This window comes from Bacillus sp. ISO11, from assembly GCF_003458115.1.
Classification (GTDB): Bacteria; Bacillota; Bacilli; order Bacillales; family Bacillaceae_G; genus Bacillus_A; species Bacillus_A cereus.
Genome location: NZ_QXCO01000027.1, coordinates 1 through 17,238, shown reverse-complemented (window position 1 = coordinate 17,238; position 17,238 = coordinate 1). Strand labels below are relative to the sequence as shown.

Sequence of the window (17,238 nt, the reverse complement as noted above, 5' to 3'; positions counted from 1 at the left end):
ATTCTTTTAAAAGACTGTAAGAGGACCATTAATTGGTCCTCTTATTTTGGTTATTAGTTGAACGACTCGGGTTGTTACTTCCTACAAATCATAGGGAAAATAAAAAAGTAGTAGAGAGTTAGTAAATGATGTTGAGAAATATTTGAAAAGAAGGAAAACAAAAAGAATAAAACGAATGTTACATTTACACGTATTCAAAAGTGGTCTGAAATGAAAATAATACATTTTCAGGAGGGATTACGATGAGTAGTACAGTGAATAAACAAAAAGGTATACAATTGATTCCGTTTACCGTAAATAAGGTGGTAGAACAAGTAAATGAAATTCCACCAGGTGTACAATTGATTCACGCTCCGCAAGTATGGGAAAAGAGTGTGAAGGGGCAAGATGTAGTCGTTGCCGTATTAGATACAGGGTGTGATACTAATCATATAGATTTAAAAGATCGTATTATCGGCGGAAGAAATTTCACAAAAGATTATGAAGCTGATCCAAATGTGTATCTTGATAATAACGGACATGGTACTCATGTTGCGGGAACGATTGCCGCGACTGAAAATGGTGTCGGTGTATTAGGAGTTGCACCACTTGCTAAAATGTTAGTATTAAAAGTTTTAGCGGGAGATGGTTCTGGAAGTTATGAGCAAATTATTGAGGCAATTAATTATGCTGTAAATTGGAGAGGGCCGAATCAAGAGAAAGTGAGAATTATTTCAATGTCACTTGGTGGTCCGCAAGATGTGCCAGAATTACATGAAGCAATTCAAAATGCGGTAAAGCAGGATGTTCTCGTTGTATGTGCTGCTGGAAATAATGGAGATTGCGATGATGAAACAGAGGAACTAGACTTTCCGGGTGCGTACTCCGAGGTAATTGAAGTTGGTGCCGTTAATTTAGAGCGGAAGATTGCATGTTTTAGTAATTCAAATCAAGAAATTGATCTAGTAGCGCCAGGTGATGAAATATTATCTACGTATCCAGAAGGAAAATATGCTGTGTTAAGTGGAACTTCCATGGCGACGCCGCATGTTGCTGGAGCGCTCGCCTTGCTCATTAAACAGTGTGAGAAAGAATACGGTCGAAAGTTATCGGAGCCGGAAATATATGCACAACTCATTAAAAGAACTGTACCTTTAGGGTACGAACGTACATCTGAAGGGAATGGATTAATAGATTTATTAAAAGAATAGCCATATTAAAAAACATCTCATATTCATATGAGATGTTTTTTAATATGGCTCTGTCGTATGTAATACTTCCCTATTTAAAGAGTCTTATTGTTGTTGAATACTTTTTCTTTGTTTTATTTTTTGTGACAGGAATTTTGTTTGTATTAATGATGAGGCACTTACAAAACATGTCTAGTGTAGCAAGAGGAATAGGAGCCGCGCTTGCAAATGCTTCTATGTACATTGGTCAAATGATTGGTGCGGCAATAGCTGGAATGTTATTTGCAATATCTCACAATTTTATACTTATAGGTAGTTTTACTGCGTTACTATATATAGGAGCTTTATTTTTGTTTAGAAAAAGTGAAAAACTTACCGAAAATAGTGAAACAGGAATTGCATCATAAAGCTTGTATAAATATTTCGCAAATCAGAATTAATAAGAGTGTGAATACATGAATGTGCTTTTAATTAAAGTGGTTACTAAAAGTATAGAAATAGTAGAAGAAATGTATTGTAACAAAGTTATGAGGAATCAAAAAATAAAAATCCCTATAAAGATAGGGATTTATATATCGGCATATAGTTCCTTGGAAAAGGATATACTTAGTTTAGCATATCGGACTACTTATATTTGTGAAATAGATGTGAAAGTAATGTGAAAAATGCCGAAGGAAAAAATTATTTAAATAGAGGGCAATTTAGATGGGGATATGGATTTTACATAAATGTTGTGTTATATTTCTACTTATCTGTTAATAATTACATATTTTAATTTTATTGGGGATAAAAGGGAGAGGTTTAAATGCAATGGTATTTGAAAGCTCTAAAGAATTATGGGAATTTTAGTGGTAGAGCTACGCGAAAAGAGTACTGGATTTTTAGTTTATCCAATATCGTAATTTTTTGGCTACTGTTATTTTTATCATCATTTTCAGAGGTGTTAGTTGCTATTATTGCGTTGCTATTTATGTTAGTAATGATTATACCAAGTTTTTCGGTTGGTGCACGACGATTACATGATATTGGGAAAACGGGATGGTGGCAACTATTAAATTTTGTACCGTTTGGTAGCATTGTTTTACTTGTATTTTTTATCATTGAAAGTGAAGAAAATGACAATCAATACGGACCAAATCCGCATTCAGATTTAAAAGAAGCGATTTAATAAACTTATTTAGTTTGTAGCATTACTAGTTCAATTATTTTATCTATTATTAAAATGGTTTGCGTGGACTAATATTATTAGGTTGATCTTTAGGTCTAGATGACTTTTGAAACTGTAAAAATGGAAAGATAAAGGCAGAGAGAATATAGCATGGAAAGAAAAAAATTCTAAATAAAAAGCACTGTTTTAGCTAATGTAGCTAAAACAGTGCTTTTCTCTTTGATTGAACAGTTGCAGCATTTTCATCATGTATACCTGCATCTTTTATAATTCGTTGTTTTGCTTTATTTAATAGATGGTTTACTGCTTCGCCAAAATAGTTAGCTTCGCTTTTTGTGCGGGCTTCTCGTAAACATTTATAGTTTTCTAGCAGTTCCTCTTTTTCGGAGTTTGTTAAGAAATCTTCTATTTTCTTTTTTGTCATACGAAACACCCTTTCTCCTGACAAACGACGCAATAGAAAATATTTATTTCTCATTATAACAATAATTTTAAAAGAAAGTATACACTAACGTCGCAATAATTTGTCAATTTCTTGAATCTTCTCATCAGCTTTCCCAATTTGCGTATTTTTAGCCTGTTCGCCACCAAGAGCTTGATGTAGTAAAAAAGTTTGACCGGAAATAGCAGTTACAATGGATACTTTTATAATTTCTTTTATTGCGGTGACATCGAATAAAACGAGCCCAAGAAGTGCGGCTAGGCTACCAGTAAAAATATCAGTTAAAAATCCAAAATGAAAAAATGTTTTCAAACGGCGTGGAAGCAATAACTTACCTTGGTTATTGATTAGATGGGAAACGAAGCCGGTAATGCCACCAACGAGAACAGCGGTTAGCCATTGATACATTTCCATCGAATCCACTCCTTTTAGTGAATAAGATTCGATTATTTTATATTGATTCCTTTTAATATTTCATATAAGCATATTGAGAAAGTTTGTTTGGGTATATTTTGTATTCAAATTAATTATAACAGAAAATTTAGATAGATTTCAGTCTATTATATGAATCATTTTTACAATAATATGAATGCAGAAAGGGGTGCGTGATATGAATATAGATTATCGAATAAGAAGTGTAGATGGTTATACAAAAAAAATAGGGGAATTAGTAAGCCTGCTTGAGCATACGAGAGCTGTAACATTAGGCGAAGTAAAAATTTATCAGTTGAGCAATTAGATTTAATTATGCAAAGCAGCGGAAATTCAATTGGCGCCTTATTAAAGCATATAGCAGCTATTGAAAAAGTTCATCAGCTTATTTCATTTCAAGATCGTGACTTTACAAAAGAAGAATTAGAAATATGGGAAGATGCACTGTATTTAGGGGAAGCGGGTAGAGCAATCCGTGGTCATGAAATACAATATTATGTACAACTTCTACAAAGTGTTCGAGAAGAATCTCTGAAGTATTTAAGTGAACAAGGTGATGAGTGGCTCATGTCAGAAAGAAAGTGGCCTAACGGTGTAGCATATAACCAGCGCTATCTATGGTTTCATGTGCTAGAAGATGAAATTAGTCATCGAGGACAAATTAGAATGCTCAAAAAAGTTATTTGAAAATTACGTAAAATAATGTAGCTTTTTATAGGAGAATTCCATATAATGAGAATAATTAAAATAAGAACGGGGTGATGTATTATGGCGAAAATAACTTATATGAATAATCAACCAAATACAAAGGTGGATGGAAAGGGCGATATTATATAAGGTAATTCGCAATCCTTCCACTTAGTACAAACTAGGGAGGATATTTATTTGAATCAAAATATTTTAGAATCTTTCGGCTGGGATTCATTTTTTGAAGAACAAGTTACAGAGAAAAATTATGAAGTAGGTCGTATTTTACTTGAGCATAAGCATATATATCGCATTATTTGTAATGATGGTGAATATATGGCAGAACTGTCTGGGAAGTTTCGGCATGAAGCGGTTACGAAAGGCGATTATCCAGCAGTTGGTGATTGGGTGTATATAAAGAAATTAGAAGAGGAAAAGAAAGCGATTATTCATCGTATTTTCCAGCGAAGAAGCTCTTTCTCAAGACAAGAGGCTGGAACAAGAACAGAAGAACAGATTATAGCAGCAAATGTAGATTATTTATTTTTAGTGAATGCACTTAATCATGATTTTAATGTTAGAAGGATGGAACGTTATTTATTATTAGCGTATGAAAGCGGCGCTATGCCAGTTATTGTTTTAACAAAGAGTAGTATATGTAATGATGTGGAAGAGAAAATTGTAGAAACGGAAGCTATAGCAATTGGTGTTCCTATTTTCGTTGTTGATAGTTTAGAGCATACAGGTATAGATTCGTTGAAACAATTCGTTTCTTCAGGGAAAACAATTGCTTTAGTTGGATCATCAGGGGTAGGAAAGTCAACTTTGTTAAATGCTTTAATAGGAATTGATGTAGCAAAAACGGGAGATATACGTGAAGAGGATAGTAGGGGGAGGCATACGACAACGCATCGAGAATTATTCCAATTGCCTAGTGGCGCTCTCGTGATTGATACGCCTGGCATGAGGGAATTGCAACTTTGGGAAGGCAGCGAAGCGATTCAAACAGCATTCTCTGATATTGAAGAACTTGCGACAACATGTCGTTTCCGTGATTGTAAGCATGAGAATGAACCAGGATGCGCGGTGTATAGTGCAATTGAAAACGGACTTATTACGATAGATCGTTTGAAAAGCTATAAAAAATTACAAAGAGAACTGGCGTATTTTATGAGGAAACAAGATGCAATCCTTGCCAGAGCAGAGCGTGATAAATGGAAGAAAATTTCTAAACAACATAAAAAAATGTAAAAACCAAAGGGGCCCCTTTGGTTTTTTCTATTTGTAAATTTTATAATAATGTTATTCATATATATAGACAAAGAGAAATTAATTGTTTAAACTTTACAAAGTATTCACCATAATAGCTTATGAAAATAATAATTAGGGAATGGGAAATATTCATAATTAACTCAATTTAACTTTTAAATTTGAAAATTAGGAGGTTCATAATGGGTAAACTATTAAATTTGTTTCGTGATATGAAAGTAGCAAAAAAGCTATTAATTTCATTCTTTGTAATTTTAATTGCAGCCGTTTCTATAATCGGGGGCATGTCTTATCAAACTGCTAAAAAGAATTTTGAATCACAAATTACGAGTAGTGCTAACGATAATATAAAAATATTAGATAATTTAATCAATCAAATGATTGAAGCAAAATTTAACGATGTGAATAACTTTGCACGAGTAATTCAAGGGAATATGTATCAAGGGGATAATCAGGATGAGCTAAGAAAGACATTATCTCAGTATATCAATTTGAATATAGATGTTGAACAAGTGTATGTTGCCGGTAATGATAAGAAATTTGTACAGGAACCAAATATACAAATGGCAGCAGATTATGATCCAACAACACGACCTTGGTATAAAGATGCAGTGGCAAAACAAGGTGGTATTGTTGTTAGCGAGCCATATAAGGCAAAAGGAAATGGACATATTGTCGTAACGATTGCAAAACAAACAGAAGATAAAAATGGGGTTGTTGCGCTAGATTTAAGTTTAGACAATTTATTAAAAACAACAAAGTTAATCAATATTGGTAAAAAAGGATATGCCTTCATTTTAGATGGAAAGCAAAAAATCATTGCTCATCCACAAGAAAAATCAGGGGATAAAGCAGCTGATTCTTGGGCAAAGAAAATTTATGAAGATAATCATGGTGCTTTTACATATTCTTATGGTGGTAGTGAAAAGAATATGGTATTTGCTACAAACGTAAAAACAGGTTGGAAAATTGGTGGGACGATGTACGCAACTGAAGTAATTGAAGCTGCTCAACCTGTATTTTATAATATGTTAATTGTTATGCTTATTTCGTTAGTAGTAGGTGGAGTACTTATTTATTTTGTGACACTTTCAATTACGAAGCCTTTAAAGAGATTAGTTATCACTTCTAAAGAAATAAGTGAAGGGGATTTAACGCAAACAATTGAAATTCATTCTAATGATGAAATTGGTCAACTTGCGAAAGGTTTTAACGAGATGACAAATTCATTACGGACGTTAATTGGAAGGATTAACACTTCGGCAGGACATGTTGCAGCAGCATCAGAAGAACTAACTGCAAGTGTAAGACAAGCGAGTGAAGCAACTGAGCAAATTACAACAGCAATGGATGAAATATCAAGTGGGGCAACGACGCAAACAACAAGTGTAGAAAATGGTGCTATGTTACTGTTTGATGTAACGGAAGGAATTCAGCATGTAGCAAATAGTTCATCATCTATTAATATCGCTTCTGCTCATACTCGTGAAAAAGCAGAAGATGGTGGGAAACTAGTAGGAAGAACAGTAAATCAGATGCAGTCTATTGCAGAATCGGTTTCACAATCAGATGCTGTTATACAGTTACTAAATAATAAATCAAAACAAATTGGTGATATATTAGAAGTAATTCAAAACATTGCAGATCAAACAAATCTTCTAGCTTTAAATGCGGCAATTGAAGCGGCAAGAGCTGGTGAACATGGAAGAGGTTTTGCAATTGTTGCAGATGAAGTACGTAAATTGGCAGAGCAGTCTAGCATATCTTCCAGTGAAATTAGTAAATTAATAGGCGAAATACAAGACGATATGGGTAAGACAGTCAAATCAATGAATCATGTAAATGAAGAAGTTCAATCTGGACTTGTTATTGCAAATGAAACGAAGCAAAATTTTGCTGAAATTTTACAATCTACAAATGAAATAGCTAATCAAATTAAGACGATGGTTGAAACGGCTAATGGAATGTCAAAAGGGGCAAATGAAGTATCTATTTCAGTAGGACAAATTGCAATGACAGCACAAAATAATGCGACAAGCACACAAAATGTTGCGGCTTCAGCTGAAGAACAGCTAGCTTCGATGGAGGAAATTGGATCAGCGGCGGGTACGCTATCTCAAATGGCTGAAGAATTGCAAGTATTAATTGAGAGATTTAAAGTTTAATAGAGAACAAACTCCCCCTAGTAGCATTATGACACTAGAGGGTAGTCTGTTTTATTATGTAAAATCAAATGGAGATGTAAACTTCCTTTATGACGTTTAAAATGGTATTTTGCATAATATTTGTCGAAAAATAGAGGTGTTTGTTAGCTTTGTGTATAATTATTAACCTATAGAATACAAATAAAAGGAGAGTATTATGGGAGTGTATTGGGGGACAAAAAGACATTCTTGGCTTAGTTACGTCTCATTTTGGCTAAGTATTTCATTTTTTATTGTTTTTCTAATTGAAGTGTTTATATTAAAAACACTTTCGAATAGCTCGGTGCAAATTGTTAAATATTTTTATTTTATACTTGTACCAGTAAATATTTTTCTTAGTTTAAAGTTACTATTTAAGAAGAATGAAAAGAAAGCGCTACCTATTTTTAGTTTCATTGTCTCATTATTATTTGCAATTTTAATAATCGTATTAGTTTTAGCAGCTATAGGGAAGTTCTTTTAAGGGGAGTGGTATAAGTCACTCTCCTTTTTTATTTGTGGTAGTCTTACTATATGTAAAAGTGTGAATGCTGTGAGCTAATAAAAGCGGAGAGTAGACAATATTTGCATGGATTAAAGTCTGTCGTTATTTGAACTTGTAAGAGTGTATGGAGTAATGAGGTAATATACATAATAATGGAGATAGAATTAGTTATTTTATAAGTGTGTATGAAGCAAATGAATACGGTAAGAACGGTGATATATGGTACAATAGCTATGGATAGTGATAGAGATAAAGGGTATATAAAATACTCATCGTTTTTTAGTAAGAGAGGGGTTATCTTATGCTATACGAGGATTTGGAGACATTATTTCAAACAGCTCCGAAAGAAGATAGAGGCGGATGGAAATATATAATCCAAGAACAAAATGATACATTTAAAATTGGTGATGAAATACTGAAAAATCAAATGAGTGTCGAATTGTATTTTAATGAATACGATGAGGTGAAAATCACTTTATATAAAGATGGAATTCCCATTACGACTATGCAAAAAATTACGATTTCAAAAGTTGAATTAGACGAAGATGAAGAAGGTATTCAATTTGTTTTAGAACGCATGCCTAGTCGAATGATTCGGTTGCAGTTAAAGCCGTATTTAGCATTAGAAATGGGACCGTACTGGGAAGTATGTGATGATTGTGAATGAACATAAAAAAGCATCCAATAACATGGATGCTTTTTTATGTTTTTTGAAGTTGTTTAAACGCAATGATTGGAAGTATAACAATACTTACCCATCCGATGATAGGATATAGAATGTGAAGTAAGTCACTGTAACCGATGTAACTAAAGCAATAACTAATTAGTAAAATGAAGAAAATAATATTGTGATTTTTCCACCCAGTAATAGATTGCATCTGTTTTGTCATTCCGAACACATTACCAACTAAAGTTGTGAAAACTTCACCGAAAATAATGAGAACGAAGAAGAAGTGAAAAGTTGCATTAAATCTTCTTATGACTTCAGCCATTGGGATGTTATATTGATAAAATTGATCGACTGATAAGATTGCTAAATGGCTGCATAATAAAATTAAAGAAAGTCCAGCACCACCTAAAATCCCACCCCAAAAAATGGCTTTTCGATCCTTTACTTCACTGGCTAATGGGACGAGAACACTTTGGGCGAGAGAAAGGTTTAAGGCGACATATGTAATAGGGCTAGTAATCCATTTCATATTCCAGCTCTCTGCAGGAATAGTGTTATTAATAGGAGGTGTACCGTGAAAAAAGGTTGTAATAGCAAGTCCTATAATAAAAATCATCATAATAGGTACGACAAGTGTATTTACTTCAAAAACACCTTGTAACCCGCGGCTACTTATAATGAGACAAGCGATAACTGTAATGAGAATACCGAGTTGTCTTGGTAAGCGAAGTTGCTCTTCAAATACTGCACCAGCGCCTGATAACATAACGCTCGTTACGCCGAATAAAACGAGTAATAATAATGTGTTTACAACATTCCCAAATACATCCCCAAATAAATATTTGTTAAATTCTTGAGCTGAAAATGCCCCGATTTGTGATGAAAGTAACATCATCTTTGTACCAAGCCAAATAAAAAAAAATCCACTTACACATATGCCAATTGTCCCGTATAATCCATTCACTGTGAAAAATTCAACAATTTCTCGTCCAGTAGCAAATCCAGCTCCAACGACAGTTCCGATATAAGTAGCAGCTACTTTCTTTGCTACTTGCCATTGTTGATTGTCCATGTTATCCCTCTTTCTACTATGATGAGCTTGATGTACTATTATGCATATGTATGAGCTTGGACAATTAGACGTATGAAGTGTTTGAAAAAATACATGAATTAAATGATATTAGGGAAGCATTAAAGGTGTTAAAACTTTGTTACATATAAGCCAATTGTTCGAAAGGAAAGGGAATGTATGGTAAAATGTAATTAAGTTATTAAAAGATAAACATTACAAAATGATAAGAGGAGTGATTGTATGAGTACGAAAACAAATGTTGTTGAAGTATTAAACAAGCAGGTAGCAAACTGGAATGTGTTATATGTTAAACTACATAATTATCACTGGTATGTGACAGGGCCACACTTCTTTACATTACATGAGAAATTTGAAGAGTTTTATAATGAGGCTGGAACGTATATTGATGAGTTAGCAGAACGTATTTTAGCTTTAGAAGGTAAACCATTAGCGACAATGAAAGAATATCTCGCAACATCTAGTGTCAGCGAAGGGACAAGCAAAGAATCTGCAGAAGAAATGGTGCAAACATTAGTGAATGATTATTCTGCACTTATTCAAGAATTAAAAGAAGGTATGGAAGTTGCGGGTGAAGCTGGCGATGAAACATCAGCTGACATGCTGTTAGCAATTCATACAACATTAGAACAGCATGTATGGATGCTAAGTGCATTCTTAAAATAACGATAAATATATAGAAACCCATTGAAAAATTATTTCAATGGGTTTTTTTATGATTTTTCAGTTTTCTTTTATGCTATAATATAGTAAAAAGGAGGCGATGCGATGTTTCGCTTTTTCAGAACTGGAAAAGAAGAGCGGGAAATTACGAAAGATGAATTAGAACAAGCGATGGCTCAGTTTTTAGAAACAAATGCTAATATCGTTTATACAGTATTAGTAAATGACGATTATACAGTAAATTATGATTTGTTAAAACCATATTTACCTGCATTTCCAACAAATATTTTTCTCATAACGAAGGAAACGCTTGAGGTATTTGAACATACAGCAGAAAATTTAAACCTAGTGAAAGAAATTGATGTCGTACAAAAAGCAGTAGATCAATACGTAACAGAAAAAGAAATGTTCCCAATTGTTGAAGGTAGCGAAGATCGCCTCATATGCGGAATGAAACTAGGACCTTACTTAAATCGTAGCTTAAAAAGAGACTTATATATTTCAGAAAAACATTATTTAGTTTCAAGTAAACCAGATAGAAAAAAACAAAAGAGCGGGTAGATGTAATGAAAACAACAATACATATATTGTTGTCTTTTTTTGTTTATTAAAATATTGATTTTTCAGTCTATTCTTATTTATACTAAATGTATTGGACAGGGAAGAGTAACTATTAAGCATAATTCTGAGAATAAGGTATTGTTAGCGTGGGTTATACAAAGTGGTATAAAGATTCGCAAACAAATATTATAAAAGGTTTCGGGGGAATTGGTACATGAAAAATAGTATGACTTACATTCAATTATTAAATGAAACGTTACGTTGTTATGCAAATAAAGGAAGTTTTGAAGCGTACAATTATATAATGGAAAACGCTACAGGTGTAATAGGGAATGAGGCGCAAATATATAATTTTAAGTATGCACTCGCAAGTGCATCGGGACTTGAAAAAGAAGCATTACATTTAATGAGAGAGGCCATTATAGAAAAGGGATTCTGGTATGGAAATGAGTATTTAATTTCCGACGAAGATTTAAAATCACTACATAAATTTGAAGAATTTCATACAATGGTGCAATTATGTAAAGAAAGAGAAGAATTAGCACATAAAAAGGAAAGACCAGATGTGAAATATATATACAGCAAGAAAGAAGGAAATCTACTACTTACATTGCATGGTAACCAAGAAAATATGCAAATAGTAGAACCATATTGGAAATCTGTTTTGATACAAGATTATACGTTAGCTTTACCACAGTCTTCACAAATTGAGTTTTCAGATGGATTTGTTTGGGAGGATATAGAGAGAGGGAAAGAGGAATTAAAAGAGCATTACAATAAGTTTATAGAAAATCATACAGTAGAAAGTGTAATCATTGGTGGTTTTTCTGCAGGGGCGAGAGTAGCTTTATATACGATTTTACAAAAAGATATAAATGTAGATGGTTTTATTTTTATGGCACCATGGCTTCCTGAGATTGAAGAGTGGGATGAGTTGCTAAGAGTGCTGAAGGATAAACATATAAAAGGATATATAGTATGCGGGGATCAAGATGAAGATTGTTTCGAATCCACGCAGCAATTTGTACAACTATTAAGAGAGAAAAATATAGAACATAAGTATAAAGTTGTGCCTGACTTAGATCATGATTATCCTATTAACTTTGAAGAGCTATTAAAAGAAGCTATTGAATATATAGGAAATGAAAACAATAAGTAGTAAGAAAAAGAGATGCATCACATGTGATGCATCTCTTTTTAGAATTATAAATTAAAAGCATTTGCTAGTAAGCGATAAGAATTTAATTTATGTTCAAATTGATGAGTAATCGTGACAATTATAAATTCGTCAGTATTGTATGCTTTGCTTAAGTTTATTATTTTTTCTTTTACAGAAGACGGATCACCAACAATCATACGTTGACGATTTTCTTTTATACGGAATAAATCATAAGCGCTGTATGAATAATTTTGAGCAGTTTCAATAGAAGGAGTACCAGTAGTTCGTTTTCCTTGCTCTAATAATAAGATTGATAAATCTAAACTAGAAGCAATTTTTTCCGCTTCTTCATTTGTTTCTCCGCATATAACAAAGATGGCAACGATTGAATTAGGCTTATCTCCTAAAAATGAAGGCTCATATTGTTCTTGGTAAGCCCTCATAACTTCAGGGCCTCCGAAGCCGTTAATAAATTGTGCAAATGCGAAAGAAGCTCCGTTGTTTGCAGCAATTTTAGCACTCTCTCCGCTAGAACCGAGCATCCACATTTCAGGAGACGTTGGGATAACTGGAGTGGCTTTTAAGTTTGCATAGTGATGGTTTTCTGGTACTTGATCATGTAAGTACATTGCAACGTCTGCAATTTGTTCTGGGTATTGATCAAGTGAGACCATTTTCCCTTCTTGAAGTGCGCGAGTTGCTATTGGCATACCACCAGGCGCTCTACCAACACCGAGATCGATGCGGTTCGGATACAATGCTTCTAGAACACGGAAATTCTCAGCAACTTTATATGGGCTATAATGCGGTAACATAACACCACCTGAACCGACTCTAATACGGTCCGTTTTTGCGGCAATATGAGAAATAAGTATTTCTGGACTTGAACCAGCTAAGCTTACGGAATTATGATGTTCGGATACCCAAAAACGTGTGAATCCGAGTTTTTCAACTTCTTGTGCAAGCGTAACTGTATGTGAAAAAGCTTGGGCTGCTGTGCTACCATCTGAAATAGGTGATTGGTCTAATACACTTAACTTGATCATAGAATATACCTCTCAATCTTAATGTACATCCTATTATATATTTACTTATGAAAAATGCGTAGTGAAATGCTCAAAATGAAAAGCGGATAATCTTATTTCCGCTTTTAACGAGAAAATCCGCGTTCATAATGATTCATTTCGACTAGATTTAAAATATATTCATAGTTGTCAATTTCACGCTTTAGTTGTTCACGTTCTTTTTCAGATAGTGTCATATTGCTAAGTTTTTTACATAAGTTTTGTTTCTTTAATTCTAAATGTTTTTTTGTAGCATCGTAGTCATAAGTATGTTTCATTTTTAACCACTCCTTCTTTGTAGTTGCTATATTATACGAAGTATAAAGAAAAGTGAGATCTGTCTCTTATGTACTTTTAGTGAATATTCAAATTGCAATGGTGTTATGTTTATGGGGATTTATGAATAAAATGCACTAAACCACTAACGTCCATTTGATGAAGTAAGGGGTGGAATTGTGCAGAAAGATATAATGTATAATACTGAAATGGATGAAGCGTTAAAAGTTATAGATAAAGGATTGAAGAAGCCGATAAGTCCAAAACAAATTATTGTAGTGGGAGCTGGTATGGCTGGGTTAGTTTCAGCTTCTTTATTAAAGGCTGCAGGACATGATGTGAAAATTTTTGAAGCAAATAACCGGGTAGGTGGTCGTATAGAAACAGTTAGAATGGAAGATACCGGATTATATTTAGATGTTGGAGCAATGAGGATTCCTTATTCACATACATTAACGATGGCATATATAAGAAAATTTAGGCTACAGGTGAGACCTTTTATTAATAGGAATGAGACGGATATTATATACGTAAATGGACGGAAAACGACGTTAAAACAATATGAAAAAGATCCAAGTATTCTAAGATATCCTGTGGAAATGAATGAAGTTGGAAAAACGTCAGAGGAATTATTATTGTTAGCGGTACAGCCCATTATAAATTTTATAAAAAAGAACCCAGAAAAAAATTGGGATATTGTTGTAAAGGATTTTGGGAGATACTCTACTGGACAATTTTTAAAGTATCATCCTTATCAGTATAATACTTACTTTTCACCAGTAACAATTGAGATGATTGGTGTTTTATTAGATTTAGAAGGTTTTTTGGAACGGTCGTTTGTAGAGACTTTACGCTTTCTATACATTATGCAAGAGGAGAGCGGATTTTGTGAAATTGTGGGCGGGAATGATAGATTGCCAAAGTCATTTTTACCGCAATTAGAAGAGAATATTATATATAATCAAAAATTAATGAAGTTACATCAACACGATAATGGTGTGACAGCTTTCTATCGGAACGAGGAAACTTTTGAATATAGTAGTATTACAGGAGATTTAGTTATTGTTACCATTCCGTTTTCGACAATGCGTTTTGTAGAAGTAGATCCGTTTGATTCTATATCTCATGAAAAATGGAAAGCAATTCGTGAATTACATTATATGCCTGCGACGAAAATAGGAATTCAATTTAAAAGCCGATTTTGGGAAGAACAAGGACAATTAGGTGGCAGAATTATAACAGATTTGCCAATTCGTTATGCCTATTATCCAAGTTATGGAATTGGGGAGAAAGGACCGGCTATGATGTTAGGTAGCTATACATGGTCTTATGACGCGTTGTTATGGGATGGTTTATCAAAAGGGGATCGTATTTATTACGCATTACACAACTTAGCAACAATATTAGGTGGTCAAGTGTATGATGAGTTCATATCTGGAATTTCAAAAAGCTGGACATTGGATCCGTATGCGCTTGGAGGATTTGCACTTTTTCAAGCAGGTCAAGAATCTGAGCTGCAACCAGCGATTGTCAAACCAGAGGGGAGAATATTCTTCGCTGGAGATCATACAACGCTATATCACGGATGGATTCAAGGTGCGATTGAATCTGGAATTCGTGTAGCGGTGGAAGTGAATGAGTAAAAGGTTTTCAATTCAGAAAATTCTTTACTATATAACTTCAGATGGATATTATTATATATAAAAGAAATATAGGGAGTGTTTACAGTGAATCCGTTATTATTCGATTTTCCTTCTGAATTTTATACTGATAGACTTTTTATTCGAATGCCGAAACCAGGAGATGGTAAAGTTGTATATGATGCAATTCAGGCTTCAATACAAGAACTAAAACCTTGGATGGTGTTTGCACAAAAAGAGCAAACAGAGCAAGAAGTAGAAGAAAGTATTAGAAAATCACATATTCAATTTTTGCAACGTGAGGATTTAAGATTACTAGTATTTTCGAAAGAAACAGGTGAATTTATTGCATCAGCTGGATTACATCGTATTAATTGGGATATACCTCAATTTGAAATCGGATATTGGATTGATACAAGGTTTAGCGGAAAAGGCTATATGGTAGAGGCTGCGAAAGGTATAACGGATTACGCTTTTTCTGAATTAAAAGCAAATCGTGTAGAAATTCGTTGTGATTCTTTAAATAAGAAGAGTAGAGCGATACCTGAGAAATTAGGTTTTAAGTTAGAAGGTACGTTAGAAAGTGCGAGTGTTGCGGTAGATGGAAACGGATTAAGAGATATGTGTGTATTTGCCATGACTAGAAATACATATGAAAAAGAAGAGCTGTAAAAAAACAGCTCTTCTTTTTATGCATTATGGTACAGGATGTCCATTAGAGCTTTCGAAAATTGTAAACCATTGTTGACGGTCTAAGTTAACTTTTGTAGCAAGAGCGGCAGTTTTTACGCGATCTAATTTACCGGAGCCAACGATTGGCATCATATTAGCTGGATGAGCAAGTAACCAAGCATACATAACCGTATCGATACTAGAAACACCTAGCTCAGTAGCAACTTTTTGCACAGTTTCACGTACGCGTACAGCACGTTCTGATTGACCAGTAAAAATTTCCCCACCAGCAAGAGGTGACCAAATCATTGGATTGATTCGTTTTTCTTGGCATAAATCAATTGTCCCTTTTTCAAAATGCTCAAGCTGCAATGCAGAAACTTCAATCTGGTTCGTAATAAGCGGGAAATCTAAGTACGAACTTAACATATTAAATTGTGAAGGTAAGAAGTTAGATACACCGAAGTGACGAACTTTCCCTTCTTGTTTTAATTGTGAAAATGCTTTTGCCACTTCATTTGGATCCATAAAAGGATCGGGACGATGAATAAGTAATACGTCAATATAATCTGTATGTAAATTTTTAAGTGATGCTTCTACACTTTGCATAATATGCTCTGTACTAGTATTGTAGTGAGCAACATATCGTTCTGGAAATTTCGGTGATGGGGGAGCGATTCCACACTTTGTAATAATTTGCATGTTTTCTCGTAAGGAAGGCTTTAATTGTAAAGCTTCGCCAAATAACCCTTCACACGTATATGCGCCGTAAATATCAGCGTGATCAAAAGTAGTAATTCCCATATCCATACAATCTTCAATGAAAGAAAGTAATTCTTGTTTTGTCATATTCCATTCTGCTAAACGCCAAAATCCTTGAATAATACGAGAAAATTCTAGCGTTTCAGCCATTTGAACTCGCTCCATTATAAGTACCCCCTTGATGAATAATAATGTTTTGAAAAGGCTTTCTTACTACATATTATTATATAGTTAATTAGGTGTACAGACAATAAATATGTTTTGCTATAAAAACGATTTTTTCTATCATGCCTTTCGAGAGGACTCCCATCTCTAAACGTAAATGAAGGTGGTGAGGTGAATCGAAAGAAATATTTTATTTTTGAGAAAAAACGGAAACGTATGTTCTTTTTTGCTATAATATCCTTAACAAGGAGGTGAATAAAATGGCAAAAGAAAATCCATCAAACTATAAAACTCTTCAAATCTGGATAAAAAAAGGGCATCGTATGTATTCTTATTTTCAAGAATGTTGTCATAACGCTAAGAATATGTACAACACCACAAACTTTTATATACGCCAGGTGTACACTGGATTAACACAAGAAAAAGAGTTGCAGCCTTTGCAAAAAGAAGTTCTGGATAATATTCATAAAAATATTGGGAAGATGAATGACACACAACGTCTTGCCTATCAGAAGAAATTGGAAAAAGAGAAAGTAAAGCCTAAAGAAGAACAGAAAGAGATTACATGTAATTTGTTTTCAGAACCTAATTTTGAAAAACCTTATGTAGATTACAACTTTCTAGATGCACTATTTAAGGCTATGATTCAAAATGATTATCG

Annotated in this window: 18 protein-coding genes and 3 pseudogenes; 15 read left to right on the top strand and 6 right to left on the bottom strand. The window is 33.7% G+C overall.

Going from position 1 to position 17,238, the window contains the following annotated elements:
* The first annotated feature begins 242 nt into the window (after window positions 1-242).
* The 4 genes and pseudogenes from D1166_RS23270 (at window position 243) to D1166_RS23255 (ending at window position 2,337) form a co-directional block, all read left to right on the top strand.
* The gene (locus D1166_RS23270; RefSeq protein ID WP_086409194.1) at window positions 243-1,190 is read left to right on the top strand and encodes a serine protease; all 948 of its coding nucleotides are present in this window, start codon (window positions 243-245) and stop codon (window positions 1,188-1,190) included.
* A gap of 47 nt (window positions 1,191-1,237) precedes the next feature.
* Window positions 1,238-1,576: pseudogene (locus D1166_RS23265) on the top strand (MFS transporter permease); the annotation flags it as partial.
* 48 nt (window positions 1,577-1,624) lie between these two features.
* A complete protein-coding gene (locus tag D1166_RS32185; RefSeq protein ID WP_001101741.1) occupies window positions 1,625-1,831 on the top strand; it encodes a hypothetical protein in 207 nt (68 codons plus the stop codon).
* 143 nt (window positions 1,832-1,974) lie between these two features.
* Window positions 1,975-2,337, top strand: coding sequence for a DUF805 domain-containing protein (locus tag D1166_RS23255; RefSeq protein ID WP_001198794.1), 363 nt, complete (start codon window positions 1,975-1,977; stop codon window positions 2,335-2,337).
* 199 nt (window positions 2,338-2,536) lie between these two features.
* Here the strand turns inward: D1166_RS23255 and D1166_RS23250 are convergent, their stop codons facing one another.
* Complete coding sequence (locus D1166_RS23250; protein ID WP_000162602.1) at window positions 2,537-2,761, bottom strand: hypothetical protein; 225 nt, start codon at window positions 2,759-2,761, stop codon at window positions 2,537-2,539.
* Window positions 2,762-2,845: 84 nt separating this feature from the next.
* Window positions 2,846-3,193, bottom strand: a complete 348-nt coding sequence (locus D1166_RS23245) for a DUF4257 domain-containing protein (protein ID WP_000426317.1) — start codon at window positions 3,191-3,193, stop codon at window positions 2,846-2,848.
* Between the two features lie 196 nt (window positions 3,194-3,389).
* Here D1166_RS23245 and D1166_RS23240 point away from each other — a divergent pair.
* From D1166_RS23240 to D1166_RS23220, 5 genes and pseudogenes are all read left to right on the top strand, one after another.
* Window positions 3,390-3,914, top strand: a pseudogene (locus D1166_RS23240) (DinB family protein).
* Between the two features lie 182 nt (window positions 3,915-4,096).
* Complete coding sequence (gene rsgA / locus D1166_RS23235; RefSeq protein WP_097855728.1) at window positions 4,097-5,149, top strand: ribosome small subunit-dependent GTPase A; 1,053 nt, start codon at window positions 4,097-4,099, stop codon at window positions 5,147-5,149.
* 200 nt (window positions 5,150-5,349) lie between these two features.
* Window positions 5,350-7,332 carry a methyl-accepting chemotaxis protein gene (locus tag D1166_RS23230; RefSeq protein ID WP_000517294.1) on the top strand — a complete coding sequence of 661 codons (1,983 nt, stop codon included), beginning with the start codon at window positions 5,350-5,352 and terminating at the stop codon, window positions 7,330-7,332.
* Window positions 7,333-7,528: 196 nt separating this feature from the next.
* Window positions 7,529-7,834, top strand: a complete 306-nt coding sequence (locus D1166_RS23225) for a hypothetical protein (RefSeq protein ID WP_000539571.1) — start codon at window positions 7,529-7,531, stop codon at window positions 7,832-7,834.
* Between the two features lie 322 nt (window positions 7,835-8,156).
* A complete protein-coding gene (locus D1166_RS23220; RefSeq protein ID WP_000965059.1) occupies window positions 8,157-8,522 on the top strand; it encodes a DUF3979 family protein in 366 nt (121 codons plus the stop codon).
* Between the two features lie 34 nt (window positions 8,523-8,556).
* Here D1166_RS23220 and D1166_RS23215 read toward each other — a convergent pair whose 3' ends face one another.
* A complete protein-coding gene (locus D1166_RS23215; protein ID WP_000370203.1) occupies window positions 8,557-9,597 on the bottom strand; it encodes a YkvI family membrane protein in 1,041 nt (346 codons plus the stop codon).
* Between the two features lie 240 nt (window positions 9,598-9,837).
* Between D1166_RS23215 and D1166_RS23210 the strand changes: the two genes are divergently transcribed.
* From D1166_RS23210 to D1166_RS23200, 3 genes are all read left to right on the top strand, one after another.
* Complete coding sequence (locus D1166_RS23210) at window positions 9,838-10,281, top strand: Dps family protein (protein WP_000105199.1); 444 nt, start codon at window positions 9,838-9,840, stop codon at window positions 10,279-10,281.
* Window positions 10,282-10,383: 102 nt separating this feature from the next.
* Window positions 10,384-10,839 (top strand): DUF3939 domain-containing protein, encoded by a 456-nt coding sequence (locus D1166_RS23205; protein WP_044795770.1) that lies wholly within the window; start codon window positions 10,384-10,386, stop codon window positions 10,837-10,839.
* Window positions 10,840-11,053: 214 nt separating this feature from the next.
* Window positions 11,054-11,998, top strand: a complete 945-nt coding sequence (locus D1166_RS23200) for an alpha/beta hydrolase (protein ID WP_097855727.1) — start codon at window positions 11,054-11,056, stop codon at window positions 11,996-11,998.
* Window positions 11,999-12,042: 44 nt separating this feature from the next.
* Here D1166_RS23200 and D1166_RS23195 read toward each other — a convergent pair whose 3' ends face one another.
* Window positions 12,043-13,044, bottom strand: coding sequence for an LLM class flavin-dependent oxidoreductase (locus tag D1166_RS23195; RefSeq protein ID WP_097855726.1), 1,002 nt, complete (start codon window positions 13,042-13,044; stop codon window positions 12,043-12,045).
* Between the two features lie 104 nt (window positions 13,045-13,148).
* Complete coding sequence (locus D1166_RS23190) at window positions 13,149-13,340, bottom strand: DUF3896 family protein (RefSeq protein WP_000683359.1); 192 nt, start codon at window positions 13,338-13,340, stop codon at window positions 13,149-13,151.
* 177 nt (window positions 13,341-13,517) lie between these two features.
* On the opposite strand from D1166_RS23190, the gene D1166_RS23185 reads away from it, so the two are divergent.
* Window positions 13,518-14,981: a flavin monoamine oxidase family protein gene (locus D1166_RS23185; RefSeq protein ID WP_001168109.1), complete on the top strand. Its 1,464-nt coding sequence runs from the start codon at window positions 13,518-13,520 to the stop codon at window positions 14,979-14,981.
* A gap of 84 nt (window positions 14,982-15,065) precedes the next feature.
* Window positions 15,066-15,650 carry a GNAT family N-acetyltransferase gene (locus D1166_RS23180; protein ID WP_001068750.1) on the top strand — a complete coding sequence of 195 codons (585 nt, stop codon included), beginning with the start codon at window positions 15,066-15,068 and terminating at the stop codon, window positions 15,648-15,650.
* A gap of 24 nt (window positions 15,651-15,674) precedes the next feature.
* On the opposite strand, the gene D1166_RS23175 is transcribed toward D1166_RS23180, so the two are convergent.
* Entirely contained in the window at window positions 15,675-16,577 is a 903-nt protein-coding gene (locus D1166_RS23175) for an aldo/keto reductase (protein ID WP_000442785.1), read from the bottom strand.
* Between the two features lie 260 nt (window positions 16,578-16,837).
* Here D1166_RS23175 and D1166_RS23170 point away from each other — a divergent pair.
* Window positions 16,838-17,238, top strand: a pseudogene (locus D1166_RS23170) (RNA-guided endonuclease InsQ/TnpB family protein); the annotation flags it as partial.